Origin of the sequence: Allobosea sp. (assembly GCF_035944895.1) — a bacterium.
Lineage (GTDB): Bacteria > Pseudomonadota > Alphaproteobacteria > Rhizobiales > Beijerinckiaceae > Allobosea.
This window is the reverse complement of the sequence record NZ_DASZAT010000005.1, coordinates 1,017,710-1,038,501: the sequence shown is the minus strand read 5'-3', so window position 1 is coordinate 1,038,501 and position 20,792 is coordinate 1,017,710. Positions and strand designations below refer to the sequence as shown.

Here is a 20,792-nt window from a genome sequence, read left to right as displayed (position 1 = left end):
AATGTTTCATATCTAATCAAACAAGGAATCTGTTTCATATCCTATCTCACGCTGCTAAGGTCCGGCGCATGGACAAGCCCGGCCTGACGGCAAGCCTCACCGAGAGCTTCGAGCAGTTGCCGCAGCAATTGCAGGCGGCGGCGCGCTGGGTGCTCGACCATCCGGCCGATGTCGCGCTGCTGACGACGCGCGAGCAGGCCAAGCGCGCCGGCCTGTCGCCGGCCACCCTCACCCGCCTTGCGCAGCGCTTCGGTCTCAAGGGCTATGACGAGTTGCGCGCCGTTCATGCAGCAGCCTTGCGGCGGCGGCCGGAAGGCTTTGCCGGCCGCGCCGGCGAGTTGATGCAGCGCCATGGCGAGGAGGGTCCGGGCGCGATCGCGCAGGACATGTTCGCGGCGCTCGCCGAGCATCTGAAAGCGCTGCGCGAGCCGCAAGCCCTCGCCTGCCTCGAACAGGCGGCCGACCTGCTGAGCGAGGCGCAGACCGTATTCTGCTTCGGCCTGCGCTCGGCCTTCCCGGCCGCCTTCATGCTCGACTATATCCGCGACTTGATCGGCGCGAGCTCCGTGCTGGCCGATGGCGCCGGCGGGCGCGGCATCGATGCGCTGCGCCGGATCGGCTCGAGCGATGCGCTCTTCGCCGTCTCGGTCGCCCCCTATACGCGCCTGACCGTGGAGGCAGCCGAGATCGCCAGGGAGCGCGGCGCAAAGGTCGTGGCACTGACCGACAGCGCGCTCTCCCCTCTTGCCGCCGTTGCCGATGTGGCGCTCCTGGTCCGGACCGAGACGCCGTCTTTCTTCCATACGATGACGCCGGCCTTCGCCGCGGTCGAATGCCTGGCGGCGCTGATGACCGCGCGCAAGGGCCAGGCAGCGCTCGACGCGATCGCCCGCCACGAGGCCGCGCTCGATGCGGCCGGCACCTTCCTCACCCCCAAATCCCTCAGGCGAGGCCATCGATGAGCCACATCCTGCATCGCATGCTGAACAAGACCTATCCGGCCGCGACCGGCGGCGAGGGGATGGTGCTACGCGATCGCGACGGGCGCGAGCATATCGACGCCTCCGGTGGCGCCGCGGTTTCCTGCCTTGGCCATGGCCATCCCGACGTGCTGGCGGCGATGCATGCCCAGATCGACAAGCTCGCCTATGCCCATACCAGCTTCTTCACCACCGACGCGGCCGAAGAACTCGCCGACCATCTGATCGCACGGGCGCCCGCTGGCATGGAGAGTGTCTACTTCTGCAGCTCGGGCTCGGAGGCGATCGAGGCCTGCCTGAAGATGGCCCGGCACTATTTCGTCGAGAAGGGCGAGAGACGCCGAGTCAACTTCATCTCGCGGCAGCAGAGTTATCACGGCATCACGCTGGGCGCGCTCTCGGTCGGCGGGCGCATGAAGGACCGCGCGCCCTTCGCTGAGATGCTGATGCAGGGCCACCATATCTCGCCCTGCTATGAGTATCGCGGCCGCCGGGCCGACGAGACCAGTGAGGAATACGGCTTGCGCGTCGCCGACGAGCTCGAGGCGAAGATCCTCGAGCTCGGACCGGAGACCGTCTGCGCCTTCGTCGCCGAGACGGTGGTCGGTGCGACGCTCGGCGCCGTGCCGGCCGCACCCGGCTATTTCAAGCGCATCCGCGAGATCTGCGACCGCCATGGCGTGCTCCTGATCCTCGACGAAGTCATGAGCGGCATGGGCCGCACCGGCACGCTGCATGCCTGCGAGCAGGAAGGCATCGCGCCCGACCTGATGGCGATCGCCAAGGGGCTCGGCGGCGGCTATGCCCCGATCGGCGCGATGCTGGCCTCGAAGCGGGTCGTCGAAGCCGTCAGGCAGGGCTCGGGCATCTTCCCGCACAGCCAGACCTATGTGGGCCATCCCCTCGCCTGCGCCACCGCGCTCGCGGTGCAGAAGGTGATCGAGCGCGACGACCTCATCGCCAATGTCCGCAAGCAGGGCGCGCGGCTGGAGCAGCGCCTGCGCGAGCGCTTCGGCAACCATCACCATGTCGGCGACATCCGCGGGCGCGGCCATTTCTGGGGCGTCGAGATCGTCGCCGACCGCTCGACCAAGGCGCCCTTCGACCCGGCGCTCAAGCTCAACGCCAAAATCAAGCAGGCGGCGCAGGAGCGCGGCCTCTTGATCTACCCGATGGGCGGAACCGCCGACGGCACCGCCGGCGACCATGTCCTGCTGGCGCCGCCCTTCATCATCGACGCCGCGACGGTCGACACCATCGTCGAGCGGCTGGGCGATGCGCTCGACGCAAGCTTGGCCTCGGTCCGACCGGCCTGAGGCCCAACCACGATCCGGGCCGGCAAGAGCCCGGTGCTTCCACAACAGGGGAACGATCATGAAACGACTGAAACATGTGGCTTTGGCCGGGCTCGCCGCCCTCGGCCTCACCAACGCAGCCAACGCCCAGACCGGCACGCTCGACCGGGTCAAGGCGCGCGGCGAACTGATCTGTGGCAACCATATCGCTTTGCCCGGCTTCGGCATCCAGGGACCGGATGGGCGCTGGGACGGGCTCGACATCGACCTCTGCCGCGCCGTCGCCGCAGCGATCTTCAACGACCCGAACAAGGTCAAGTTCGTGCCGACGACGCCGCAGATGCGCTTCGTCGTGGTGCAATCGGGCGAGGTCGACATGCTCGCCCGCAACGCGACCTATACGATGTCGCGCGACACCTCGGCCGGCATGTCCTGGCCGATCATCAACTATTTCGACGGCCAGGGCTTCATGGTGCGCAAGTCGCTCGGGGTCACCGAGGCCAAGGGGCTGGAAGGCGCCTCGATCTGCGTGACGCAAGGCACGACGACCGAGCTCAACCTCGCTGACTTCTTCCGCGCCAACAAGCTGAAATACGAGATCATCGGCTTCGCCACCAATGAAGAGGGCGTGAAGGCGCTGGAGGCCGGGCGCTGCGACGCTTTCACCACCGACACCTCCGGCCTCGCCGCCGAGCGGCTGAAGTTCTCCAAGCCCGACGACTTCGTCGTCCTGCCGACTCTGATCTCGCGCGAGCCGCTCGGCCCGGCGGTGAAGCGCGGCGACGAGAGCTGGGTCGCGCTGGTGAAATGGGTGCACTACGCCATGCTCAACGCCGAAGAGTTCGGTGTCACCAAGGCCAATGTCGACGAGCAGCTGAAGTCGGGCAATCCCGAGATCAAGCGGCTGCTCGGCGTCGAGGGCAAATTCGGCGAGGGCCTCGGCCTGAGCAATGACTGGGCCTATCGCGTGATCAAGCATATCGGCAATTACGGCGAGAGCTTCGAGCGCAATGTCGGCGCTGGATCGAAGCTGCAATTGAAGCGCGGGCTGAACGACCTCGCCTCGCGTGGCGGCCTGCAATATCCGCATCCCATTCGCTGATGCGGATCGCTCTGATCCATGCGCTGCGCCATTCGCCGCCTCCGATAGAGGCGGCGTTCGCACGGCTGTGGCCTGAGGCCACGCTGATGAACCTGCTCGACGACAGCCTCTCGGCCGATCTCTCCCGCGACGGGCGGATCACCGAGGCGATGACCGGGCGCTTCCTCGGCCTCGCCAGCTATGCGCGGGCCACCGGCGCCGACGGCATCCTCTTCACCTGCTCGGCCTTCGGCCCCTGCATCGAAGCAGTGCAGCGTGCGCTGTCTCCCCTGCCCGTGCTGAAGCCGAACGAGGCGATGATCGAGGAAGCCATGGCGATCGGCGGCCGGATCGGCCTGCTCGCCAGTTTCGGCCCGACGCTGCAGTCGATGCCGCCGGAGTTTCCGGGCTCGCTCGCGGTCACGCCGAAGCTGGCGGAAGGCGCGCTCGCCGCGCTCGACCGCGGCGACGGATCCGAGCATGACCGGCTGGCGGCGCTAGCAGCGCGCGATCTGGCCGAGTGCGACGCGATCGCGCTGGCGCAGTTCAGCCTGGCACGAGCCGCATCGGCCATTGCCGTGGCAACGGGCAAGCCGGTGCTGACGACACCGGACAGCGCGGTGCGCAAGCTCAAGCGCCTGCTCGGCTGAACGAAAAAGGGCGCGCCAGCGGCGCGCCCTTTTTCACGTCTTCGTGACACTCGCGCCTTATCGGGGCGCGAGCACCATGACCATCTGGCGGCCTTCGAGCTGCCAGTCGCTCTCGACCTTGGCGACGTCGACGGTATCGACCTTGACGCGCTCCAGCACCTTCACGCCGAGGTCCTGGTGCGCCATCTCGCGGCCACGGAAGCGCAGGGTGACCTTCACCTTGTCGCCTTCCTCGAAGAAGCCGTGCATCGCCTTCATCTTCACGTCGTAGTCGTGCTTGTCGATGCCGGGGCGAAGCTTGATTTCCTTGATTTCGATGGTGCGCTGCTTCTTGCGCGCCTCGGACGCTTTCTTCTGCTCGAGAAAGCGGAAGCGGCCGTAATCGAGGATCTTGCAGACCGGAGGCACAGAATTGGGGGCGATCTCGACCAGATCGAGACCGGCGTCCTCGGCAATCTTGAGCGCCTCGAAGAACGAGACCACGCCACGGTTGGCGCCGGTATCGTCGATGAGCTGGACGTCGCGGACGCCACGAATGTCACGGTTGGCGCGGGGACCGTCCTTGACGGGGGCTGGTGCGGCACGGAAGGGACGACGAATGGCTGTATTCTCCTGTGAATGGCGCGCATCGCGCCGTTGGTGAGACACATTGCACAACGCGAAGCGTTGTCAATGGATCAGGCTGTTTCAGCGCCCGAGCAGGGCGCAATAGACATCGAGTGTGTCATTGACCATCGAGGCCAATGAGAAGTGGCGCTCGACATGCAACCGGGCGCGGCGCGCCAGCGCATCGCGGGCTGAGGGGCGCAGCGTCAGCGCTTCGCGCAGCGCCTCAGCCAGTGCCGCCGCGTCATCGGGCGGAACATGCCAGCCGGAGCGCTCCTGTGGCGCGACCTGCGGCGGCGCCAGCACCGTTTCCGGCACGGCACCGAGATTGGAGACGACGACCGGCGTGCCCATGGCCTGCGCCTCCACAGCGACACGGCCGAAGGCTTCCGGCTCCGTCGAGGGCACCGCCACGACCGCCGCCGCCAGGAAGGCCGCCGGCATGTCCGAGCAATGGCCGACACGGCGGACCCGGCCTTCGAGGCCCGCCCTGGCAATGGCGTCGTCGAGCTCGCGGACATAACCGTCGCGGCCCTGAGCGTCGCCGGCGAGGATGAAAGCAGTGTCCTCGTCGCCGCCATCGCGCAATCGGCGCGCCGCCTCGATCAGCACCTTCTGGCCTTTCCAGCCGGTGAGACGGCCTGGCAGCAGCACGATGCGCTGATGCGGCTCGACGCCCCAGGCGCTGCGCAGGGCGCTGATCCGCTCCGGACTGACCGCCGACGGCGCGAAAGCCGAGAAATCGGTGCCGCGATGGACGACGCGGATGCGGTCGCGGGCGAAGGGATGGCGGGCGCGGATCAGGTCGGCGGTGTAGCCGGAATTGGCGATGACGACGTCGCTGCGCGCCATCACCGAATTGTACAGGTTCTTCACCGTCGAGCGGGCGTTGTAGGAGCCGTGATAGGTGGTGACGAAGGGCAGCTTCAGCGCCCGCGTCGCCGCCAGCGCGACCCAGGCCGGCGCCCGCGAGCGGGCGTGGACAAGCTCGACCCGCTCGCGCTTGCAGAGCAGCGCGAAGGTGCGGACGTTGAGCAGCATCGAGACCGGGTTCTTGGCCGCCGCCGGGAACGGCAGCCAGATGCCGCCCTTGGCCTGCAGTTCGGCGACGAGCCGCCCGCCCTCCGTCGCGACCAGCGCCCGCGCGCCGACCTCGGTCAACCCGGCGGCGATGTCGACCGCGGTGCGCTCGGCCCCGCCGGCCTCCAGCTCCGGGATGATCTGCAGCACGGTGCGCCCGGCCAGCGGATGCGTCTCGGTCGACGGCAGGGAGAGTTGCGCGCCGGAACGCAGGGAGGTGTTCACTGCTCGAAAGGGCCTTCTGCTTGGCGACTCGCCGATGCTATCGGGTTCTGATGATCACAAAATCGGGCGGGAATGCAGCACGCAATGGCTGCTTTCGCCCGGTTCATCACAGGAGAGAATAGGGTGATGAAGCCTGAGCCGCAATTTCTGAGCGTCGGCACCGGTGCAGAACGCCGCGAGATCGCGGTGCTGGCGCAGGCCGGCAAGGGCCCGCCAGTGGTCTGGCTCGGCGGCCTGCGTTCGGACATGCGCGCCACCAAGGCCGAGGCGCTCGCCGCCTGGGCGGAGCGTTCGGGCCGGGCTTTCATCCGCTTCGACTATGCCGGCCATGGCGAATCGAGCGGCGACTTCGCTCAGTGGACGATGTCGCACTGGATCGAGGACGCGCAGGCGGTCCTCGCCGCCCATACGCAAGGTCCCGCCGTCCTGGTCGGCTCGTCCATGGGCGGCTGGGTCGCGCTGCTGACGACGCTGAAGCTGCGCAAGGTCGCGCCGCAGTTGCAACCCGCCGGCCTCGTGCTGATCGCTCCGGCGGTCGATTTCACCGAAGAGCTGATGTGGGCGCAGATGCCGGAGGCCATTCGCGAGACGATCATCAGGGACGGCGTCTGGCAGCGGCCTTCGGAATACTCGCCGGAACCGATGCCCATCACCCGGGCGCTGATCGAGGACGGCAGGCGCCATCTCCTGTTCGGGCAATCGCTGGAGACCGGTTGCCCCGTCCACATCCTGCAGGGAATGAAGGATCCCGACGTGCCCTATGGCCAGGCATTGAAGCTGGTCGAGCACCTGCCGCACGATCCGGTCGTGCTGACCCTGATCAAGGACGGCGACCATCGCCTGTCGACGCCGGACGACATCGCGCGCCTGGTCGCCGCCGTCGAGGGCATCGCGCCCACGACGGCATAGACAGTTCGGGTCAGTGCAGGCTGACCATCCGCAGATCGTGCTCCCAGGCGTTGGCCGTCGCGGCCTCCAGGGAATCGGTCACCAGGATCGGCGCGCCATCGGCCGCGAGCAGCGCGAAGAGCTGCAGGCCGGGCTCGATCTCGGGCGCCTGCGGAAAGATGCGGGCCAACTCATCCGACATGATCGGCTTGAGATAGGCGACCTGGCCGTTGCCGAGTGCGGCGAATTCAGCCGTGGTCAGAGGGTTGTTTCTGGTCTCAGTCATCGCGCCCTCCTTCAGAGCAGTGCGAGGCGGTTTGATTGTGCATCCTTGATCATGAACGGAAGGCAAACCGCATGCCTTTCTCGTAAAGACCTTCTGTAGCCCTCAGGGGCCTAGTCGCGGCTCATGATATCGATACGCCGGATGAGCCGTTCCGGTTCCGGACGGGCCAGATCGATCGCGAGCAGCCCGTTCGAGAGATCAGCCCCCAGGACCTGCATGCCGTCGGCGAGCAGGAAGGAGCGCTGGAACTGCCGCGCGGCGATGCCGCGATGCAGGAAATGCCGCGTCTTGTCGTCGACCTGCCGGCCGCGGATGGTCAGCTGGTTTTCTTCCAGCGTGATCTCGAGCTGGTCGCGCGAGAATCCGGCCACCGCGAGCGTGATCCTGAGCTTGTCGGGCTCGTCCTCCGTGCGCGGCATGCGCTCGATATTGTAGGGCGGATAGCCATCGCCGGCGCCTTTGGCGACACGGTCGAGTGCCCGCTCGATATCGTCGAAGCCGAGCAGGAAGGGATGCGACAGGCTAGGCGGACGCGTCATCACGAAGCCCTTGAAAAGGCGCCTCTGGAACTATCGGAGCCCGCTTGCGCAGCGCCCCGCACGCGAAAGGCGAACCCAACCGCGTGACTAAGATATGGCGAGCGGCGCGCCCTGCCGCAAGTCCTGCGGACGACGCCTCAATCCAGCGCCGCGATCGCCTCGATCTCGATCAGCAGGCGCGGATCGACGAGCGCGGTGACGCCGACCATGGTGCTTGCGGGATAAGGGCCATCGCCGAGATACTTCATCCGCACCTTGCGCACGGCGACCGCCTTCTCGAGGGAGAGGTCGACGACATAGGTCACCAGCTTGAACACTTTCGTGAAGTCGGTGCCGGCAGCGGCCAATGCCGCAGCGAGGTTGGCGTAGACCTGTTCGGCCTGGGCGGCGATATCGCCCTCCCCCACCACCTTGCCCATCGGGTCGTAAGCGACCTGACCGGAGACGTGAACCTGCCGCTCCGCCTTGACGATGGCGAGGTGCGAGTAGCCGGTCGGCGGAGAGAGCGAGGCGGGATTGAGGAGATCGATCTTGCTGGGCATGGCGGACTCCGAGGCTGGCGGCTCGAGGCCGCGTGGCGCGGCAAGCTAGGCCAGCACGGAGCTCACGCGCAATCTCGGGAAGAACCGAAATGGAGGGGGAAGATGGTACAGCCACCCCGGCTTGAACGGGGGACCTCTAGATCCACAATCTAGCGCTCTAACCAACTGAGCTATGGCTGCACGGCTTGCGCCTGATGTCGCGGCGCTCGGAAGCGGTCCGGCGACGGCGCGGAACCTAGTGCCACGCCTCGCCGAATGCAACGGCAAATGCATGCCGGCGCGTGGAAAACCGCGCCGGCTTTCGAAATCAGCGGCGCGGCAGTTCCTGGCGAGCCGTCGCGGCGAGATCTCCGAGATGGGCCGCGAAGGATTCGTAGCTGCGGCGGAAGGCCTTGGCCTGGAGCGCGACTGCGTCCGCAGTGCTCTGCGTGCGCGCCAGCGTCTCGACCTCGCCCAGCGTCGCCTTCAGCTCGGCGCAGGCATGATCGAGCACCTTGGCCTGGACGGCGCCGAAGGCTCGTGTCAGCGCCAGGGTCGGCTGGAGCCAGGCGATGGCCGGGAATGCCGGGACCGCGACCGGCTTCGCGGTGACGGGCGCAACGATGGCAGGGGTAGCAACCGGCTTGACGGCCTCGACCACCTTGGCCGGAGCGGGAGCGGGCTTTGCCGCGACAGGAGCCGCCGGCTTCACCGCAACAGGCTCGACCTTCGCAGGAGCGGGCTGCGCCTTGACCGGAGCCGGAGCGGCGACCGGCTTGGCGGAGACAGGCTTGGCGGAGACAGGCTTCACAGCTGCTGCCTTAACGGCCTCAACCTTCGCGACCGGAGCGGCGGCCACCTTGGCGGCCGGCTTCGCAATCCTGGTTTTCTGCGGGGCGACGCGCTTGGCGGGCTCGACAGCGACCTTTGCGACAGGCTTCGCCGCCGGCGCGGCGACAGCGACCACGGCGGGCTTCGCCACGGGCTGGACGACGGGTTGCGGGACAGCGAGCTTGAGAGCAGCGGCAGCGGGCTTGGCCTCGACCCTGGCGATAGGCGCCTCGACCTTGGGAGCCGGCGCAACAGCAACCGGAGCGGCGGCGGGCTTCACCTCGACCACGGGCTTGGCTTCTAGCGGCTTGGCCTCCACGGGCTTGGCCTCCGGAGCCTTGACAGGCACAGCCGGCACGACCGGTGCGACCAGCTTCGCCTCGCTCAGCGCCTTGACCGGCGCGAGGCTGACCGGCGCCTTGCCGGGGGTAGTCTGCTTAGCCATCGGATCTCTCCTTCACGGTTTCGGCAGGCCATGCCTGCGCGATAGACGCAACCGGGCACGAGCGAACTCCGGCGAGGCGAGTCTCACCCCATCAAAGAGCCACGCATCGGCCCGGCCGCTTGGTCGTGAAAGCCTGCTCCGCGCCCGCGGCGCTCAAGGCTTCACTTCAGCTTGGTCGCCTTGGCGGCGGTCTCGGCCGTCTTCTTGGCTGCGTCCTGCACGCTCGCGCCGACTTCCTTGAGCTGCGCCTGCAGCGCGGCGACCTGCGCCTTCAGGAATTCGGACTGGTGCTGGAGCACCTCGTTCATGTCCTTGGACTTGACCAGCTTGTCGGCGAGGTCGAACGCCGCGGCGATGTTGTTCTCGGCGTAGGACATCGCCTTCTTGGTCATGTCCTGGACGTTGACGCGAGCCGACTCGGCCGAGCCATGAGCGCTGTCGACAGCCTTCTGGGCGGCGCCGATGAAGCCGTCGAAGGCCTTGCGAGCCTGGTCGACGCTCTTTTCGGCGAAATCGCGCATCTCGGTGGGAACTTCGTAGGGAAGCTTGCCGTCCATGGTAGGTCCTCCTGCGACCGAGCCAAGCGTCCGCGCCGTCTGTAGCGCCGCGCCTCTATTGTGCACTGCAATATCATTATTGCAGTGCAATGACAATGCCGCCACCGAGACGGCGGCGGGGGCATATTAACGCTGTTTTGAAACGTCAGGGGAGAGGCCGGGTTCCCGCATGGATTCACCCCGCTCGCGCGGTTATTAAAGATTTGTTAGGCATATTCGCGCGGGCTGGAGTCGCCAGCAGGCAGAGCGGAGCAGGATGAGCGAATCCGGACAGGATTGGAACGGTGCAACCGGCGCGCTCGCGCAGGACCCCGCGCTCGCGGGCTTTGCCCGTGACGGCGCGCTGCTGCTCTGGCCAGCCGGCGGCGACGCCCCGGCCTTCGCCAATGCCGGCGGCCGGGCGCTGCTCGACGCATTCGGTGGAGCCGTCAAGCTTCCCGCTGCAACGCGCGAGCGTTTGCGGCTGCTTGCCGGCGGGCTTGCCTCGCCGACGGCGCTGCGACTCGAAAGATTGCGGCTCGGCGCCTCTCTCACGGGGCTCGTGACCTGCGGCTGCAAGCGCATCGAGACCGGCTCCGGCCCGGCGCTGGCCATCGGCGTCACCGCCACCGAATTGCGCCGCCTCGGCATCACCGTGCCGAAGGACGAGCCGGCGGCGGTTGCCGCGCCGCCCCCGGCCGCGCCCCCAACGACAGCTGTCATGGCGGACAGCGCCACCGAATCACCCGAGCAGCCACGCCGCGCCAATCTGCGCTTCCTCTGGGAAAGCGGCCTCGACGGGACGCTGGTCAGTCTGTCGCAGGACTTCGCCGCGCTGGTCGGCCAGAAGGTCGCGAGCGCGACGCAGGGACGTAACTGGTCCGCGCTGCTCGCCAGCGACATCGTCGATCTCGAGGGCGACCTGGCGGCACGCCTCGCGACGTCCTCGACCTGGAGCGGCCGGGCCGTGCTCTGGCGTGTGTCGCCGGGCGAAGGCGCGCGCGTCGAGCTGTCCGGCTTTCCGCTGTTTGACGGCGAGCGCAATCCCGCCGGCTTCCGCGGCTTTGGCCTCGCCCGCTCACCGGTCAACGAGACTTTTCCGGAGCGGGAAGCGCCTGAAGAGGATGTCGCCTCCGTAGCTCCGGAAGCTGATATCCTGGCGGCAGAACCGCCGGTCGCGGCTCTCGGGGAAGACACCACGCCCGCAGCTCCCTCGACCGAAACTGCCGAGGCGCTGCCGCTTGAGCCGGCGCGAGCAGAAGCCGGCGAGGACGAGACTGACGGCGCGCCGATTGATCCAGACGCGCCCGCTGAAGCGTCCTCCGAGCCGGAAGAAGCCGTAGAAGCGCAAGACGCGCCGGCCGAGCCCAGGGCTTCGGATGACGATGCCACGACGGAGGCAGCCGAAGGCAGCGACGATCCGGCGGAAGCCCGCGAACCGCCGCAGCCAGCCTCCGAAGCGCCGCCGGCGAATGTCGTGCCGCTGCGCAACGGCCATCTTGCGGCCGTCCGCCCGGTGCTCGAACCGTCCAAGGCCCTGCTCTCCTCGGCCGAACGCAACGCCTTCCGCGAAATCGCCAAGGCGCTCGGCGCCCGCATCGCCGGCGAGGAGGACGAGCCAGGGGGACCGCGCCTGCCGGCAGCCACCCCGTTGCGCGTGCGCGAGAAGGAACTGGGCAACGCCAAGGACGAGCCTGCCGTCGCAACACCTGCGACGCCGGCTTCTCCACCCGCTCCCGAGCAGCGCCCACGCGTCGCCAATGCCCATGCCGAGATCCTCGACCGGCTGCCGATCGCTGTGCTGGTCAATCGCGACGAAACGGCGCTCTACGCCAACCGCACTCTGCTCGACCTGCTTGATTATGCCGACCTCGACGATCTCACTGCGGCCGGCGGCGTCAGCAAGCTGATCAGGGGGCTGAATCACAACAGCGACGGCGCGATGATCCTGGTCGACCGCAAGGGCGGGCTGATCAGCGTCGACGGCCGGCTCTCCAGCGTGAGCTGGCAGGGCGAAGCGGCGACGCTGATGGCCTTCCGCAACAGCGTGCCGGGCGGCGACCTCAAGATGCTGACGCCCGAGGAGGCCGAAGAGCAGGAGCTCGCGGCCGAGTTCGAAGCGGAAGAGGAAGAGGCCGCCTCCCGCGTCCAGCAGCTGCGACTGGAGGGGCAGGCCAACGACGCCCGCGTCTCCGAGCTGTCTGCGATGCTCGACACCGCGACCGACGGCGTCGTCACCGTCGACGGGCGCGGGCGCATCCTGTCGCTCAACAAGAGCGCCGAGGCGCTGTTCGGCTACGACCAGCGCGAGGTCGCCGGCGAGCTCTTCACACTGCTCTTTGCCCCCGAAAGCCATTCGCCGGCGCTCGACTATCTCGACGGGCTGATCGGCGGCGGCGTCGCATCGCTGATGAACGATGGCCGCGAGGTCATCGGCCGCGTGCGCCAGGGCGGGCGCATCCCGCTGTTCATGACCATGGGCCGCATCGCCGAAGGGCCGGACAGCAAGTTCTGCGCGGTGTTGCGCGACATCACCGCCTGGAAGAAGACCGAGGGCGAGCTGGTCGAGGCGCGCAAGAGCGCCGAGAAGGCGAGCGCGCAGAAATCGGACGTGCTCGCCAAGATCAGCCACGAGATCCGCACGCCGCTCAACGCGATCATCGGCTTCGCCGAGGTGATGGCGGAGGAGCGCTTCGGCCCGATCGAGAACGAGCGCTACAAGGAATATCTGCGCGACATCCACCAGTCGGGCGGCTACGTCATCAGCCTGGTCAACGACCTGCTCGACCTCGCCAAGATCGAGGCCGGCAAGCTCGACCTCGACTTCGGCAGCGTCAACCTCAACGACATCGCGCTGTCCGCCGTGAACCTGCTGCAGCCGGAAGCACAGCGCGGCCGCGTCGTCCTGCGCTCCGGTCTCGCGCCGAAGCTCCCGCCGGTCGTCGCCGACGAGCGCTCGCTGCGCCAGATCGTGATCAACCTGCTCTCCAATGCGGTGAAGTTCACCGATGCTGGCGGGCAGGTGATCGTCTCGACCGCGCTCGGCGACCAGGGCGAGGCGATCCTGCGGGTCCGCGACACCGGCATCGGCATGGACGACGACGAGATCAAGCTGGCACTGGAGCCGTTCCGCCAGGTGCCGACGACGCGCAAAGCGGGCGGCACCGGCCTCGGCCTGCCCCTGACCAAGGCGCTGGTCGAAGCCAACCGGGCGGCGCTCTCGATCACCAGCGTCAAGAAGGAAGGCACGCTGGTCGAGGTCACCTTCCCGCCACAGCGGGTGCTGGCGAGCTGAGGCTTGCTGCGCCGATAACGCCTCAATGCGCACGCCGAGGAAAGCGAGGCCGCACATTGGCGGACGCAGCGGCCCGCTCTAGAGTTGCCGTCCGGCCCCCGATCGGCGAGCATCCGCATGCAATTCGCATTCAGCGAAGAAGAAGAACTCATCCGCGAAAGCGCGCGCAAGCTCGCTGCGGACCGGCTGGCGCCATTGGCCGAGCGGCTCGACCGTGGCGAAGGCCGGCAGGAGTTCCTCGCCAACCTCAAGCTGCTCGCCGAAAACGGCTTCATGGCGCTCAACGTCAAGGGGTTGTTCGGCGGAACCGAAGCCGGCACCGTCGCCTTCGCCCTGGCGCTGGAGGAGCTCGCCGCCGCCTGCGCCTCGACGGCGGTCACGACCTCGGTGACCAACATGGTCGGCGAAGTCATCCAGGCCGTCGGCAACGAGGCGCAGAAATCGACCTATCTGCCGAAACTGGCGGACGGGAGCTATCCCGCCGGCGCCTTCTGCCTGACCGAAGCCGGGGCGGGCTCCGACCCTGCCGGCATGAAGCTGCGCGCCCGGCGCGACGGCGACGCCTACGTTCTCGACGGCCAGAAGATCTTCATCACCTCCGGCGAGTATGCCGGGCTCTTCGTCGTCTGGGGCGTGACCAATCCCGACGCGCCGAAGGGCAAGGGCATCTCGGTCTTCCTGGTGCCCGCCGATACGCCCGGCGTCAGCATCGGCAAGGCCGAAACCAAGATGGGTCAGACCGGCTCGGCGACGAACACCATCCATTTCGACGGCGCGCGCGTTCCTGCCGCCAGTCTGATGGGCAAGGAGAATGACGGCTTCCGCGTCGCGGTCGGCGAGCTCGCCGGCGGGCGCATCGGCGTCGCCTCGGTCTCGCTCGGCATCGCCCGCGCCGCGATGGACGCCGCGAAATCCTATGCCCGCGAGCGCAAGCAGTTCGGCCAGGCGATCTCCGAGTTCCAGGGCCTGCAATGGATGATCGCCGATCGCGAGCTTGACCTGCACGCGGCGCGCCTGCTGATCCTCAATGCCGCCGCGAAGAAGGATCGCGGCGAGCCCTTCGCCAAGGAAGCCTCGATGGCCAAGCTCTTCGCCTCGGAGGCCGCACACCGCTGCACAGATACGGCGATCCAGATCCATGGCGGCGCCGGCTATTGCCGCGATTTCCCGGTCGAGCGCTATGCGCGCGACGCCCGCATCACCCGAATCTACGAGGGTACCTCCGAGATCCAGCGGCTGATCATCGCACGCGAGACCTTGCGCCAGCTCGGCTGAGCTTCCCAGATCATCGCGCATCCAAGCGGATGTGGTCACGATCATCTAGCACATTGTTATCGCATCGGATTTGTCCGAAAAGCAGATTCCACTTTTCGGTCCGATGCTATAGAATTTTCTTCTCCGCATCCGCCGGATTCGGAGCCCCCTTCCCGCTCGCCGGAATCCTGCTGATGTCCCTGACCATCTATGGCTGCTATCGCTCGCGCGCGACGCGCAATGTCTGGCTCGCAAACGAGCTCGGCATCACCTTCAAGCATGTGCCGGTGATCCAGGTCTATCGCGTGCCTGACCCGAACGCGCCGGGCGCACCGATCCATACGCGCAGCGCCGAGTTCATGGCGGTCAACCCGAACGGCCATGTTCCCTCGATCGACGATGACGGCTTCGTGCTGCACGAGTCGCTGGCGATCAATCTCTACCTCGCCCGCAAGCATGGCGGGCCGGTCGCACCGAAGGACGTGCAGGAGGAAGGGCTCGCCGCGATGTGGGCGCTCTGGGCCGCGACCGAATGCGAGACGAACGCGCTCAACCTGACCTACCATCTCGCCGCCTATCCGCCCGAGAAGCGCGACCCCGCCCTCGTCAGCAAGGCGCTCGAGGCGCTTGCCGCACCGTTCGCCGTGCTCGACAAGGCGCTGGCCGATGGTGGCGGCTACGTCATGGGCGGGCGCTTCACCGTCGCCGACATCAACGTCGCCGAGGTCATCCGCTACGCCAAGCCGGCGTCGCAGCTCTTCGACGCCGCCCCGAACGTCAAGGCCTGGCTCGACAAGCTGCACCAGCGCCCCGCTTTCAAGGCGATGTGGGCCGCACGCGAGGCGGAGCCGGCCTGAGCAGCATCACGGAAATCGGGTGGCCGGGTTCGGCCCGGCCACCTACTGACGCAGGATGACCCGCCTTGCGAGGACAGATTGCGTCATGACACAGCCAACTCCCGCTTCCTCGCTTCGCATGGGCCCCACCGAGTGGCTCCTGCTGATCGCCCTCTCGATCCTGTGGGGCGGCTCGTTCTTCTTCAACAAGATCACCGTGGCGGAATGGCCGCCCTTCGCCGTCGTGCAGGTGCGCGTCGGGTTGGCGGCGCTGGCGCTGCTGCTGGTGGTGCGGATCACCGGGCACTCGATGGCGGTCGGCCGCAGCGTCTGGCTGGCTTTCTTCGGCATGGGCATCCTCAACAACCTGATCCCGTTCAGCCTGTTCCTCTGGGGCCAGCAGCAGATCGCCAGCGGCCTCGCCTCGATCCTGAACGCGACCACGCCGGTCTTTGCCGTGCTGGTGATGCATTGCTTCGCCAATGAGAAGGCGACCGGGTTGAAGCTCGGCGGCGTACTCGCCGGCCTGATCGGCGTCGGCATCCTGATGGGCCCGGATGTGCTCGGCGGCCTCGGCTCCAACCTCGCGGCGCAGCTCGCCTGCATCCTCGCCGCGGTCTCCTATGCCTTCTCCGGCCTGTTCGGGCGGCGCTTCCGCGGCATGCCGCCGCTCGTCGCGGCGACGGGACAGCTCACGGCCTCGACGGTGATGATCGTCCCGATCGTCTTTTTCCTGCATCCCCCCTGGACGCTGCCGGTCCCCTCGCAGCAGGCGATCCTCGCCGCGGTTGGCCTGGCGCTGATCTCGACGGCGCTGGCCTACATCATCTTCTTCCGGATCATGCGCGCCGCCGGGCCGAGCAACGTCATGCTGGTGACCTTCCTGATCCCGGTCAGCGCCATCTTGCTCGGCTCCGGGCTGTTGGGCGAGGAGCTGCTGCCGCGCCATTTCGCCGGCATGGCCGCGATCTTCGTCGGGCTCGCGCTGATCGACGGCCGCGTCGCGGGGCTGTGGAATGCAAGGCGAGCAGACGTGCCAACAGCCTGACGAGGTCGCGGCCGGGCGCGCACAAAGCGCCGAGCCATCAAGCCATTATTGCATCATCAGGCCGGGAGCGGCGTTCACCTCTGTGGACGCCGCTCTTTCAGCAGTGAGCTTTGTTGCCAAAAAATTATGAATTGCTCTAGGGTCGCAAAACTGGCGGACGGCGCTAAAGGGCATAACCGAAACAACTGGCAGATATCACAAAAAGCGATACGCCAGAGGGGAGCGCAACAACCATGGACCTGCGGCAGCTGCGATGTTTCATCGCGGTGGCGGAAGAGCTGCACTTCGGCCGGGCGGCCGAGCGGCTCGGCCTCGCACCACCAGCCCTTTCACGCCAGATCAGCGCGCTCGAGGACGAGCTCGGCGTCAGCCTGCTGACGCGCACCACCCGGCAGGTCGCGCTCACGCGTGCCGGGCTGATCATGCTGGAAGAGGCCAAGGCCATCCTCGTCCGGATGGAGCGCGCCTCGCGCTCGGTGCGCGAGGCCTCGCTGGCCTCGAGCAAGGTCTTGCGGGTCGGCGCGATCGACGCGGCCTCGTCGAGCTTCGTACCGGAGGCGCTGGTGACGTTCCGCTCGCGCCATCCCGGCATCGAGATCAAGTTCGTCGAGGCGATGACGGCGCCGCTGGTGCAGATGCTGGAGGCCGGCAAGCTCGACCTCGCTTTGCTGCGCCCGCCGCGCAAGCCGACCGACTGCGCTTTCGAGATCCTGCGCGTCGAGCGGCCGATCGTGGTGCTGAGCGAGAGCCACCCGCTCGCGGCGCGTGAATTCCTGACCATGCAGGACCTGGTCGGCGAGCCCTTCGTCGTGCCGTCGAAGCGGATCCGCCCCTTCGCCTACGACCTCGTCATGGCCTATTTCGAGAGCGTCGGGGCGGTGCCCAACGTCACCATCGAGGCGACCGAGAAGCCGGCGATGATGTCCGCTGTCGCGGCCGGCCTCGGCATGGCGCTGGCGCCGGACTGGGTCTCGCGGCTGAGCTTCCCCGGGGTCACCATGCGGCGCCTGCGCGGCGCGCTGCTCGACCCGCCGCCGCCCGGGGCGCTCGTCGGCGTCGCCTGGCGGCCGCACCAGAAGCTCGCCGCCCGCGACGACTTCCTCGCCATCCTGCGCGAGAGCGTGACCCTGATCGACGAGGGCCACGTCCTGCCGTTCAGCGTCAACGGGCGTGGCAGGAAACCTGCCATCCGCACAGCAACCACCCGAGCCGGAGGACATTGATGAGTCTGAACAAGATCGAGGCCGCGCGAGGTTGGCGCGTCCGTTCGACACAGGACCTGGCCGCCGGCCTGTTCATGATCGCGCTCGCTGGGCTGGCGCTGTTCCTGTCGAGCGACCTTCCGACCGGGACGCTGCGCCAGATCGGCCCGGGCATGCTGCCCAAGGCCTTCGCCTGGATCTGCGCCGCGCTCGGCGCAATGCTCGCCTTCAACTCGCTGCGCTACAATGGCGAGAAGCTTTCCGGCTGGTCCTGGCGCGGCGTCATCTTCGTGCTCGGCGCGGCAGTCGTCTTCGGCCTGACCATCCGCGGCTTCGAGATCGGCCCGCTCAAGGTGCCGCAGCTCGGCATGCTCGTCTCCGGCCCGCTGGTCGTGATCATCTCCGGCCTCGCGGCAACCGACGTGAAGATCAAGGAACTCCTGATCTTCGCCGTGGCCATGACGATCGGCTGCGCGCTCCTGTTCAAATACGCACTCAGCCTGCCGATCCCATTGGCGCCCTGGCTGCTGGGGATCTGAACCATGAATGAAATGCTTTCCCATCTGGGCCTCGGCTTCTCGACCGTCTGGAAAATCGTCTGGTGGTCCCCCGCCTTCCTTCAGGGTGCCATCACCGTCCCCGTGCCGATCAACATCGCGCTCTGCTTCGTCGGCTGCTTGGTCGGCACGCTGATCGGCGTGCTGCCCGGCGTCGGACCGGTCGCCACCATCGCTATGCTGCTGCCGATCACTTTCGGTCTCGATCCTGTCGGCGCGCTGATCATGCTCGCCGGCATCTATTACGGTGCGCAATATGGCGGCTCGACCACCGCGATCCTGGTCAACATCCCCGGCGAGGCGACTGCCGTCGTCACCACCCTCGACGGCCACCAGATGGCCAAGCAGGGCCGCGCCGGCGTCGCGCTCGGCACCGCCGCGATCGGCTCCTTCGTCGCCGGCTGCGTCGCGACCGTGATCATCGCCGCGCTCGGTGCGCCGCTGACCCGGCTCGCCTTGCTCTTCGGCCCGGCCGAGTACTTCTCGCTGATGGTGATGGGCCTGTGCTTCGCGGTCGTGCTGGCGCGCGGCTCGATCCTCAAGGCCTTCTGCATGATCATGCTCGGCCTCCTGCTCTCGACCGTCGGAACCGACCTTGAGACCGGCCAGGAGCGCATGACCTTCGGCTTCCCGCCGCTGTCTGATGGCATCGACTTCGCCGTGCTGGCGATGGGCGTGTTCGGCTTCGCCGAGGTGCTGCGCAACCTGGAGAATCCGGAGGCGCGCGATGTCGTTCGTGCCAAGATCGGCCGCCTGCTGCCGAGCTGGGAGGACATCAAGCAATCGACGGCGCCCTGCCTGCGCGGCACCTTCATCGGTGGCATCCTCGGCATCCTGCCCGGCAACGGCGCGGTTCTCGGCCCGTTCGCCAGCTACACGCTGGAGAAGAAGATCGCCAAGGACCCGTCGCGCTTCGGCAAGGGCGCGATCGAGGGCGTCGCAGGCCCGGAATCGGCCAACAATGCCGGCGCGCAGACCGCCTTCATCCCGCTGCTCACCCTCGGCATCCCGCCGAATGCGGTGATGGCGCTGATGGTCGGCGCGATGACGATCCACGGCATCATCCCCGGCCCGCAGGTCATGACCAAGAACCCCGATTTGTTCTGGGGCATGATCGCCTCGATGTGGATCGGCAACCTGATGCTGCTGATCATCAACCTGCCGCTGGTCGGCGTCTGGGTGAAGCTGCTGCAGGTGCCCTACCGCCTGATGTTCCCGGCGATCCTGATCTTCTGCTCGATCGGCATCTATTCGGTGAACAACCAGCCGGTCGACGTCGCCTTCACCGCGCTGTTCGGCCTGTTCGGCTACCTGCTGATCAAGCTCGGCTTCGAGCCAGCCCCGATGCTGCTCGGCTTCGTGCTCGGCAAGCTGATGGAGGAGAAGCTCCGGCAGGCGCTGATCATCTCGCGCGGCTCGTTCATGACCTTCCTCGAGCGGCCGATCTCGGCCGGCCTGCTGCTGGTCGCCGTCGTGATCCTCGTGATCGCGCTCCTGCCGTCGATGTCGAAGAAGCGCGACGAGGTCTTCACCGAATGACGGGGTTGCCTGCCGGCCCCGTCAAGGCATCCTCGCCATATCATTTCAAGGGAGAGAGATTGATCATGAAGAAGCTCGTACTCGGTCTTGCTGCAGCGCTCGCCTTCACGCTGCCGGCGCAGGCCCAGTCCAAATATCCGGAGCGGCCGATCACCATGATCGTGCCCTTCGCCGCCGGCGGGCCGACCGACATCATCGCCCGCATCGTCAGCGAGAACATGTCGAAGACGCTCGGCCAGCAGATCGTGGTCGAGAACGTCGCCGGCGCCGGTGGCACCACCGGCATCACCCGCGCGGTCACCGCGGCGCCGGACGGCTACACCATCGCGATGGGGCATCTGGGCACCTTCTCGGCTGCGCCTGCGACCTATCCTGGCCTGAAATACGACCCGATCAACGGCATGCAGACGATCGGCCTCGCCGGCGGCACGCCGATCCTGATCGTCGCCAAGAAGGCCTTCGCACCGAAGGACCTCAAGGAGTTCGTCTCCTATGTGAAGGCGAACACCGACAAGGTGAACGAGGCGCATGCCGGCGTCGGCTCGGTGTCGTGGACGACCTGCACCCTGCTCAAGGGCCAGCTCGGCGTGCCCAAGCTGAACTCGGTCGCCTATCGCGGCACCGGCCCGGCGCTGAACGACCTGGTCTCCGGCCAGGTCGACTTCATGTGCGACCAGATCGTCAGCGTCGCCGAGCAGATCAAGGCCGGCACGATCAAGGCTTATGCGATCGCCTCGGCCGAACGCTCGCCCGCCCTGCCGGACATCCCGACCACCAAGGAAGCCGGGCTGCCCGAATACCAGATCGAGGCCTGGAACGGGATCGCTGGACCGAAGGGCATGCCGAAGGAGGCCGTCGACAAGCTGGTCGACGCACTCGACAAGGCGCTGAACGACGAGGCCGTCAAGAAGCGCCTGCTCGACCTCGGTACCGTGCTGCCGACGAAGGAAGAGCGTACGCCTGCCGGCTTCGCCGCGCTCATCAAGCGCGACGCCGACAAGCTCTCGCCGGTGCTCGCCGCCGCGCCGAAGCAGTAAGCGCCAAACGCATATGACTATGGACGGCGGGCTTCAGGCCCGCCGTTTTCTTTTGGCGACG

20 protein-coding genes and 1 tRNA gene are annotated in these 20,792 nt (G+C 67.3%); 13 read left to right on the top strand and 8 right to left on the bottom strand.

The window, feature by feature from the left end:
- Positions 1-68: 68 nt before the first annotated feature.
- Genes VGV58_RS07210 through VGV58_RS07195 form a run of 4 tightly spaced genes read left to right on the top strand, consistent with a single transcriptional unit; the run spans position 69 to position 4,006 of the window.
- Entirely contained in the window at positions 69-962 is an 894-nt protein-coding gene (locus tag VGV58_RS07210) for a MurR/RpiR family transcriptional regulator (RefSeq protein ID WP_326873289.1), read from the top strand.
- Positions 959-2,296, top strand: a complete 1,338-nt coding sequence (locus tag VGV58_RS07205) for an aspartate aminotransferase family protein (RefSeq protein ID WP_326873288.1) — start codon at positions 959-961, stop codon at positions 2,294-2,296. The genes VGV58_RS07210 and VGV58_RS07205 overlap by 4 nt, the downstream gene beginning before the upstream one ends.
- A gap of 58 nt (positions 2,297-2,354) precedes the next feature.
- Complete coding sequence (locus tag VGV58_RS07200) at positions 2,355-3,377, top strand: amino acid ABC transporter substrate-binding protein (RefSeq protein ID WP_326873287.1); 1,023 nt, start codon at positions 2,355-2,357, stop codon at positions 3,375-3,377.
- Positions 3,377-4,006 carry an aspartate/glutamate racemase family protein gene (locus tag VGV58_RS07195; protein WP_326873286.1) on the top strand — a complete coding sequence of 210 codons (630 nt, stop codon included), beginning with the start codon at positions 3,377-3,379 and terminating at the stop codon, positions 4,004-4,006. Before VGV58_RS07200 ends, VGV58_RS07195 begins: the two co-directional genes overlap by 1 nt.
- Positions 4,007-4,063: 57 nt before the next feature.
- On the opposite strand, the gene infC is transcribed toward VGV58_RS07195, so the two are convergent.
- Positions 4,064-4,606: a translation initiation factor IF-3 gene (infC, locus tag VGV58_RS07190; RefSeq protein ID WP_091832415.1), complete on the bottom strand. Its 543-nt coding sequence runs from the start codon at positions 4,604-4,606 to the stop codon at positions 4,064-4,066.
- An 87-nt stretch (positions 4,607-4,693) separates the two neighbouring features.
- The gene (locus VGV58_RS07185) at positions 4,694-5,917 is read right to left on the bottom strand and encodes a glycosyltransferase family 4 protein (protein ID WP_326873285.1); all 1,224 of its coding nucleotides are present in this window, start codon (positions 5,915-5,917) and stop codon (positions 4,694-4,696) included.
- Positions 5,918-6,043: 126 nt separating this feature from the next.
- Here VGV58_RS07185 and VGV58_RS07180 point away from each other — a divergent pair, with 126 nt between their 5' ends.
- Positions 6,044-6,826 carry an alpha/beta hydrolase gene (locus VGV58_RS07180; protein ID WP_326873586.1) on the top strand — a complete coding sequence of 261 codons (783 nt, stop codon included), beginning with the start codon at positions 6,044-6,046 and terminating at the stop codon, positions 6,824-6,826.
- A 10-nt stretch (positions 6,827-6,836) separates the two neighbouring features.
- Here the strand turns inward: VGV58_RS07180 and VGV58_RS07175 are convergent, their stop codons facing one another.
- From VGV58_RS07175 to VGV58_RS07150, 6 genes are all read right to left on the bottom strand, one after another.
- The gene (locus VGV58_RS07175) at positions 6,837-7,091 is read right to left on the bottom strand and encodes a BQ00720 family protein (protein WP_326873284.1); all 255 of its coding nucleotides are present in this window, start codon (positions 7,089-7,091) and stop codon (positions 6,837-6,839) included.
- A 110-nt stretch (positions 7,092-7,201) separates the two neighbouring features.
- Positions 7,202-7,630 carry an Hsp20 family protein gene (locus tag VGV58_RS07170; RefSeq protein WP_291675106.1) on the bottom strand — a complete coding sequence of 143 codons (429 nt, stop codon included), beginning with the start codon at positions 7,628-7,630 and terminating at the stop codon, positions 7,202-7,204.
- Positions 7,631-7,767: 137 nt separating this feature from the next.
- Entirely contained in the window at positions 7,768-8,172 is a 405-nt protein-coding gene (locus VGV58_RS07165) for a RidA family protein (RefSeq protein WP_326873281.1), read from the bottom strand.
- 103 nt (positions 8,173-8,275) lie between these two features.
- A tRNA-His gene (locus VGV58_RS07160) sits at positions 8,276-8,352 on the bottom strand.
- Between the two features lie 127 nt (positions 8,353-8,479).
- Positions 8,480-9,427: a hypothetical protein gene (locus VGV58_RS07155; RefSeq protein ID WP_326873280.1), complete on the bottom strand. Its 948-nt coding sequence runs from the start codon at positions 9,425-9,427 to the stop codon at positions 8,480-8,482.
- 161 nt (positions 9,428-9,588) lie between these two features.
- Entirely contained in the window at positions 9,589-9,984 is a 396-nt protein-coding gene (locus VGV58_RS07150) for a phasin (RefSeq protein ID WP_091831724.1), read from the bottom strand.
- A gap of 256 nt (positions 9,985-10,240) precedes the next feature.
- On the opposite strand from VGV58_RS07150, the gene VGV58_RS07145 reads away from it, so the two are divergent.
- The 8 genes from VGV58_RS07145 (at position 10,241) to VGV58_RS07110 (ending at position 20,731) form a co-directional block, all read left to right on the top strand.
- Positions 10,241-13,258, top strand: a complete 3,018-nt coding sequence (locus tag VGV58_RS07145) for an ATP-binding protein (RefSeq protein ID WP_326873279.1) — start codon at positions 10,241-10,243, stop codon at positions 13,256-13,258.
- A 117-nt stretch (positions 13,259-13,375) separates the two neighbouring features.
- Complete coding sequence (locus VGV58_RS07140; RefSeq protein WP_326873278.1) at positions 13,376-14,533, top strand: acyl-CoA dehydrogenase family protein; 1,158 nt, start codon at positions 13,376-13,378, stop codon at positions 14,531-14,533.
- Positions 14,534-14,706: 173 nt separating this feature from the next.
- On the top strand, positions 14,707-15,369 hold the full coding sequence (locus VGV58_RS07135) for a glutathione S-transferase family protein (protein ID WP_326873277.1): 663 nt from the start codon (positions 14,707-14,709) through the stop codon (positions 15,367-15,369).
- Between the two features lie 85 nt (positions 15,370-15,454).
- The gene (locus VGV58_RS07130) at positions 15,455-16,396 is read left to right on the top strand and encodes a DMT family transporter (protein WP_326873276.1); all 942 of its coding nucleotides are present in this window, start codon (positions 15,455-15,457) and stop codon (positions 16,394-16,396) included.
- 233 nt (positions 16,397-16,629) lie between these two features.
- Positions 16,630-17,619: a LysR family transcriptional regulator gene (locus tag VGV58_RS07125; RefSeq protein WP_326873275.1), complete on the top strand. Its 990-nt coding sequence runs from the start codon at positions 16,630-16,632 to the stop codon at positions 17,617-17,619.
- Entirely contained in the window at positions 17,619-18,137 is a 519-nt protein-coding gene (locus VGV58_RS07120; protein ID WP_326873274.1) for a tripartite tricarboxylate transporter TctB family protein, read from the top strand. The genes VGV58_RS07125 and VGV58_RS07120 overlap by 1 nt, the downstream gene beginning before the upstream one ends.
- Before the next feature lie 3 nt (positions 18,138-18,140).
- Entirely contained in the window at positions 18,141-19,694 is a 1,554-nt protein-coding gene (locus tag VGV58_RS07115; protein ID WP_326873273.1) for a tripartite tricarboxylate transporter permease, read from the top strand.
- A gap of 65 nt (positions 19,695-19,759) precedes the next feature.
- Positions 19,760-20,731, top strand: a complete 972-nt coding sequence (locus tag VGV58_RS07110; protein WP_326873272.1) for a tripartite tricarboxylate transporter substrate-binding protein — start codon at positions 19,760-19,762, stop codon at positions 20,729-20,731.
- Positions 20,732-20,792: the final 61 nt, after the last annotated feature.

Bases quoted from the DNA above. Each gene is read 5' to 3' on its own strand.
- VGV58_RS07110 (WP_326873272.1), top strand. From the start codon at position 19,760: ATGAAGAAGCTCGTACTCGGTCTTGCTGCAGCGCTCGCCTTCACGCTG.
- VGV58_RS07120 (WP_326873274.1), top strand. From the start codon at position 17,619: ATGAGTCTGAACAAGATCGAGGCCGCGCGAGGTTGGCGCGTCCGTTCG.
- VGV58_RS07115 (WP_326873273.1), top strand. From the start codon at position 18,141: ATGAATGAAATGCTTTCCCATCTGGGCCTCGGCTTCTCGACCGTCTGG.
- VGV58_RS07135 (WP_326873277.1), top strand. From the start codon at position 14,707: ATGTCCCTGACCATCTATGGCTGCTATCGCTCGCGCGCGACGCGCAAT.
- VGV58_RS07175 (WP_326873284.1), bottom strand. From the start codon at position 7,091: ATGACTGAGACCAGAAACAACCCTCTGACCACGGCTGAATTCGCCGCA.
- VGV58_RS07130 (WP_326873276.1), top strand. From the start codon at position 15,455: ATGACACAGCCAACTCCCGCTTCCTCGCTTCGCATGGGCCCCACCGAG.
- VGV58_RS07165 (WP_326873281.1), bottom strand. From the start codon at position 8,172: ATGCCCAGCAAGATCGATCTCCTCAATCCCGCCTCGCTCTCTCCGCCG.
- VGV58_RS07200 (WP_326873287.1), top strand. From the start codon at position 2,355: ATGAAACGACTGAAACATGTGGCTTTGGCCGGGCTCGCCGCCCTCGGC.
- VGV58_RS07125 (WP_326873275.1), top strand. From the start codon at position 16,630: ATGGACCTGCGGCAGCTGCGATGTTTCATCGCGGTGGCGGAAGAGCTG.
- VGV58_RS07140 (WP_326873278.1), top strand. From the start codon at position 13,376: ATGCAATTCGCATTCAGCGAAGAAGAAGAACTCATCCGCGAAAGCGCG.
- VGV58_RS07145 (WP_326873279.1), top strand. From the start codon at position 10,241: ATGAGCGAATCCGGACAGGATTGGAACGGTGCAACCGGCGCGCTCGCG.
- VGV58_RS07205 (WP_326873288.1), top strand. From the start codon at position 959: ATGAGCCACATCCTGCATCGCATGCTGAACAAGACCTATCCGGCCGCG.
- VGV58_RS07195 (WP_326873286.1), top strand. From the start codon at position 3,377: ATGCGGATCGCTCTGATCCATGCGCTGCGCCATTCGCCGCCTCCGATA.
- VGV58_RS07180 (WP_326873586.1), top strand. From the start codon at position 6,044: ATGAAGCCTGAGCCGCAATTTCTGAGCGTCGGCACCGGTGCAGAACGC.
- VGV58_RS07210 (WP_326873289.1), top strand. From the start codon at position 69: ATGGACAAGCCCGGCCTGACGGCAAGCCTCACCGAGAGCTTCGAGCAG.
- VGV58_RS07150 (WP_091831724.1), bottom strand. From the start codon at position 9,984: ATGGACGGCAAGCTTCCCTACGAAGTTCCCACCGAGATGCGCGATTTC.
- VGV58_RS07155 (WP_326873280.1), bottom strand. From the start codon at position 9,427: ATGGCTAAGCAGACTACCCCCGGCAAGGCGCCGGTCAGCCTCGCGCCG.
- VGV58_RS07170 (WP_291675106.1), bottom strand. From the start codon at position 7,630: ATGACGCGTCCGCCTAGCCTGTCGCATCCCTTCCTGCTCGGCTTCGAC.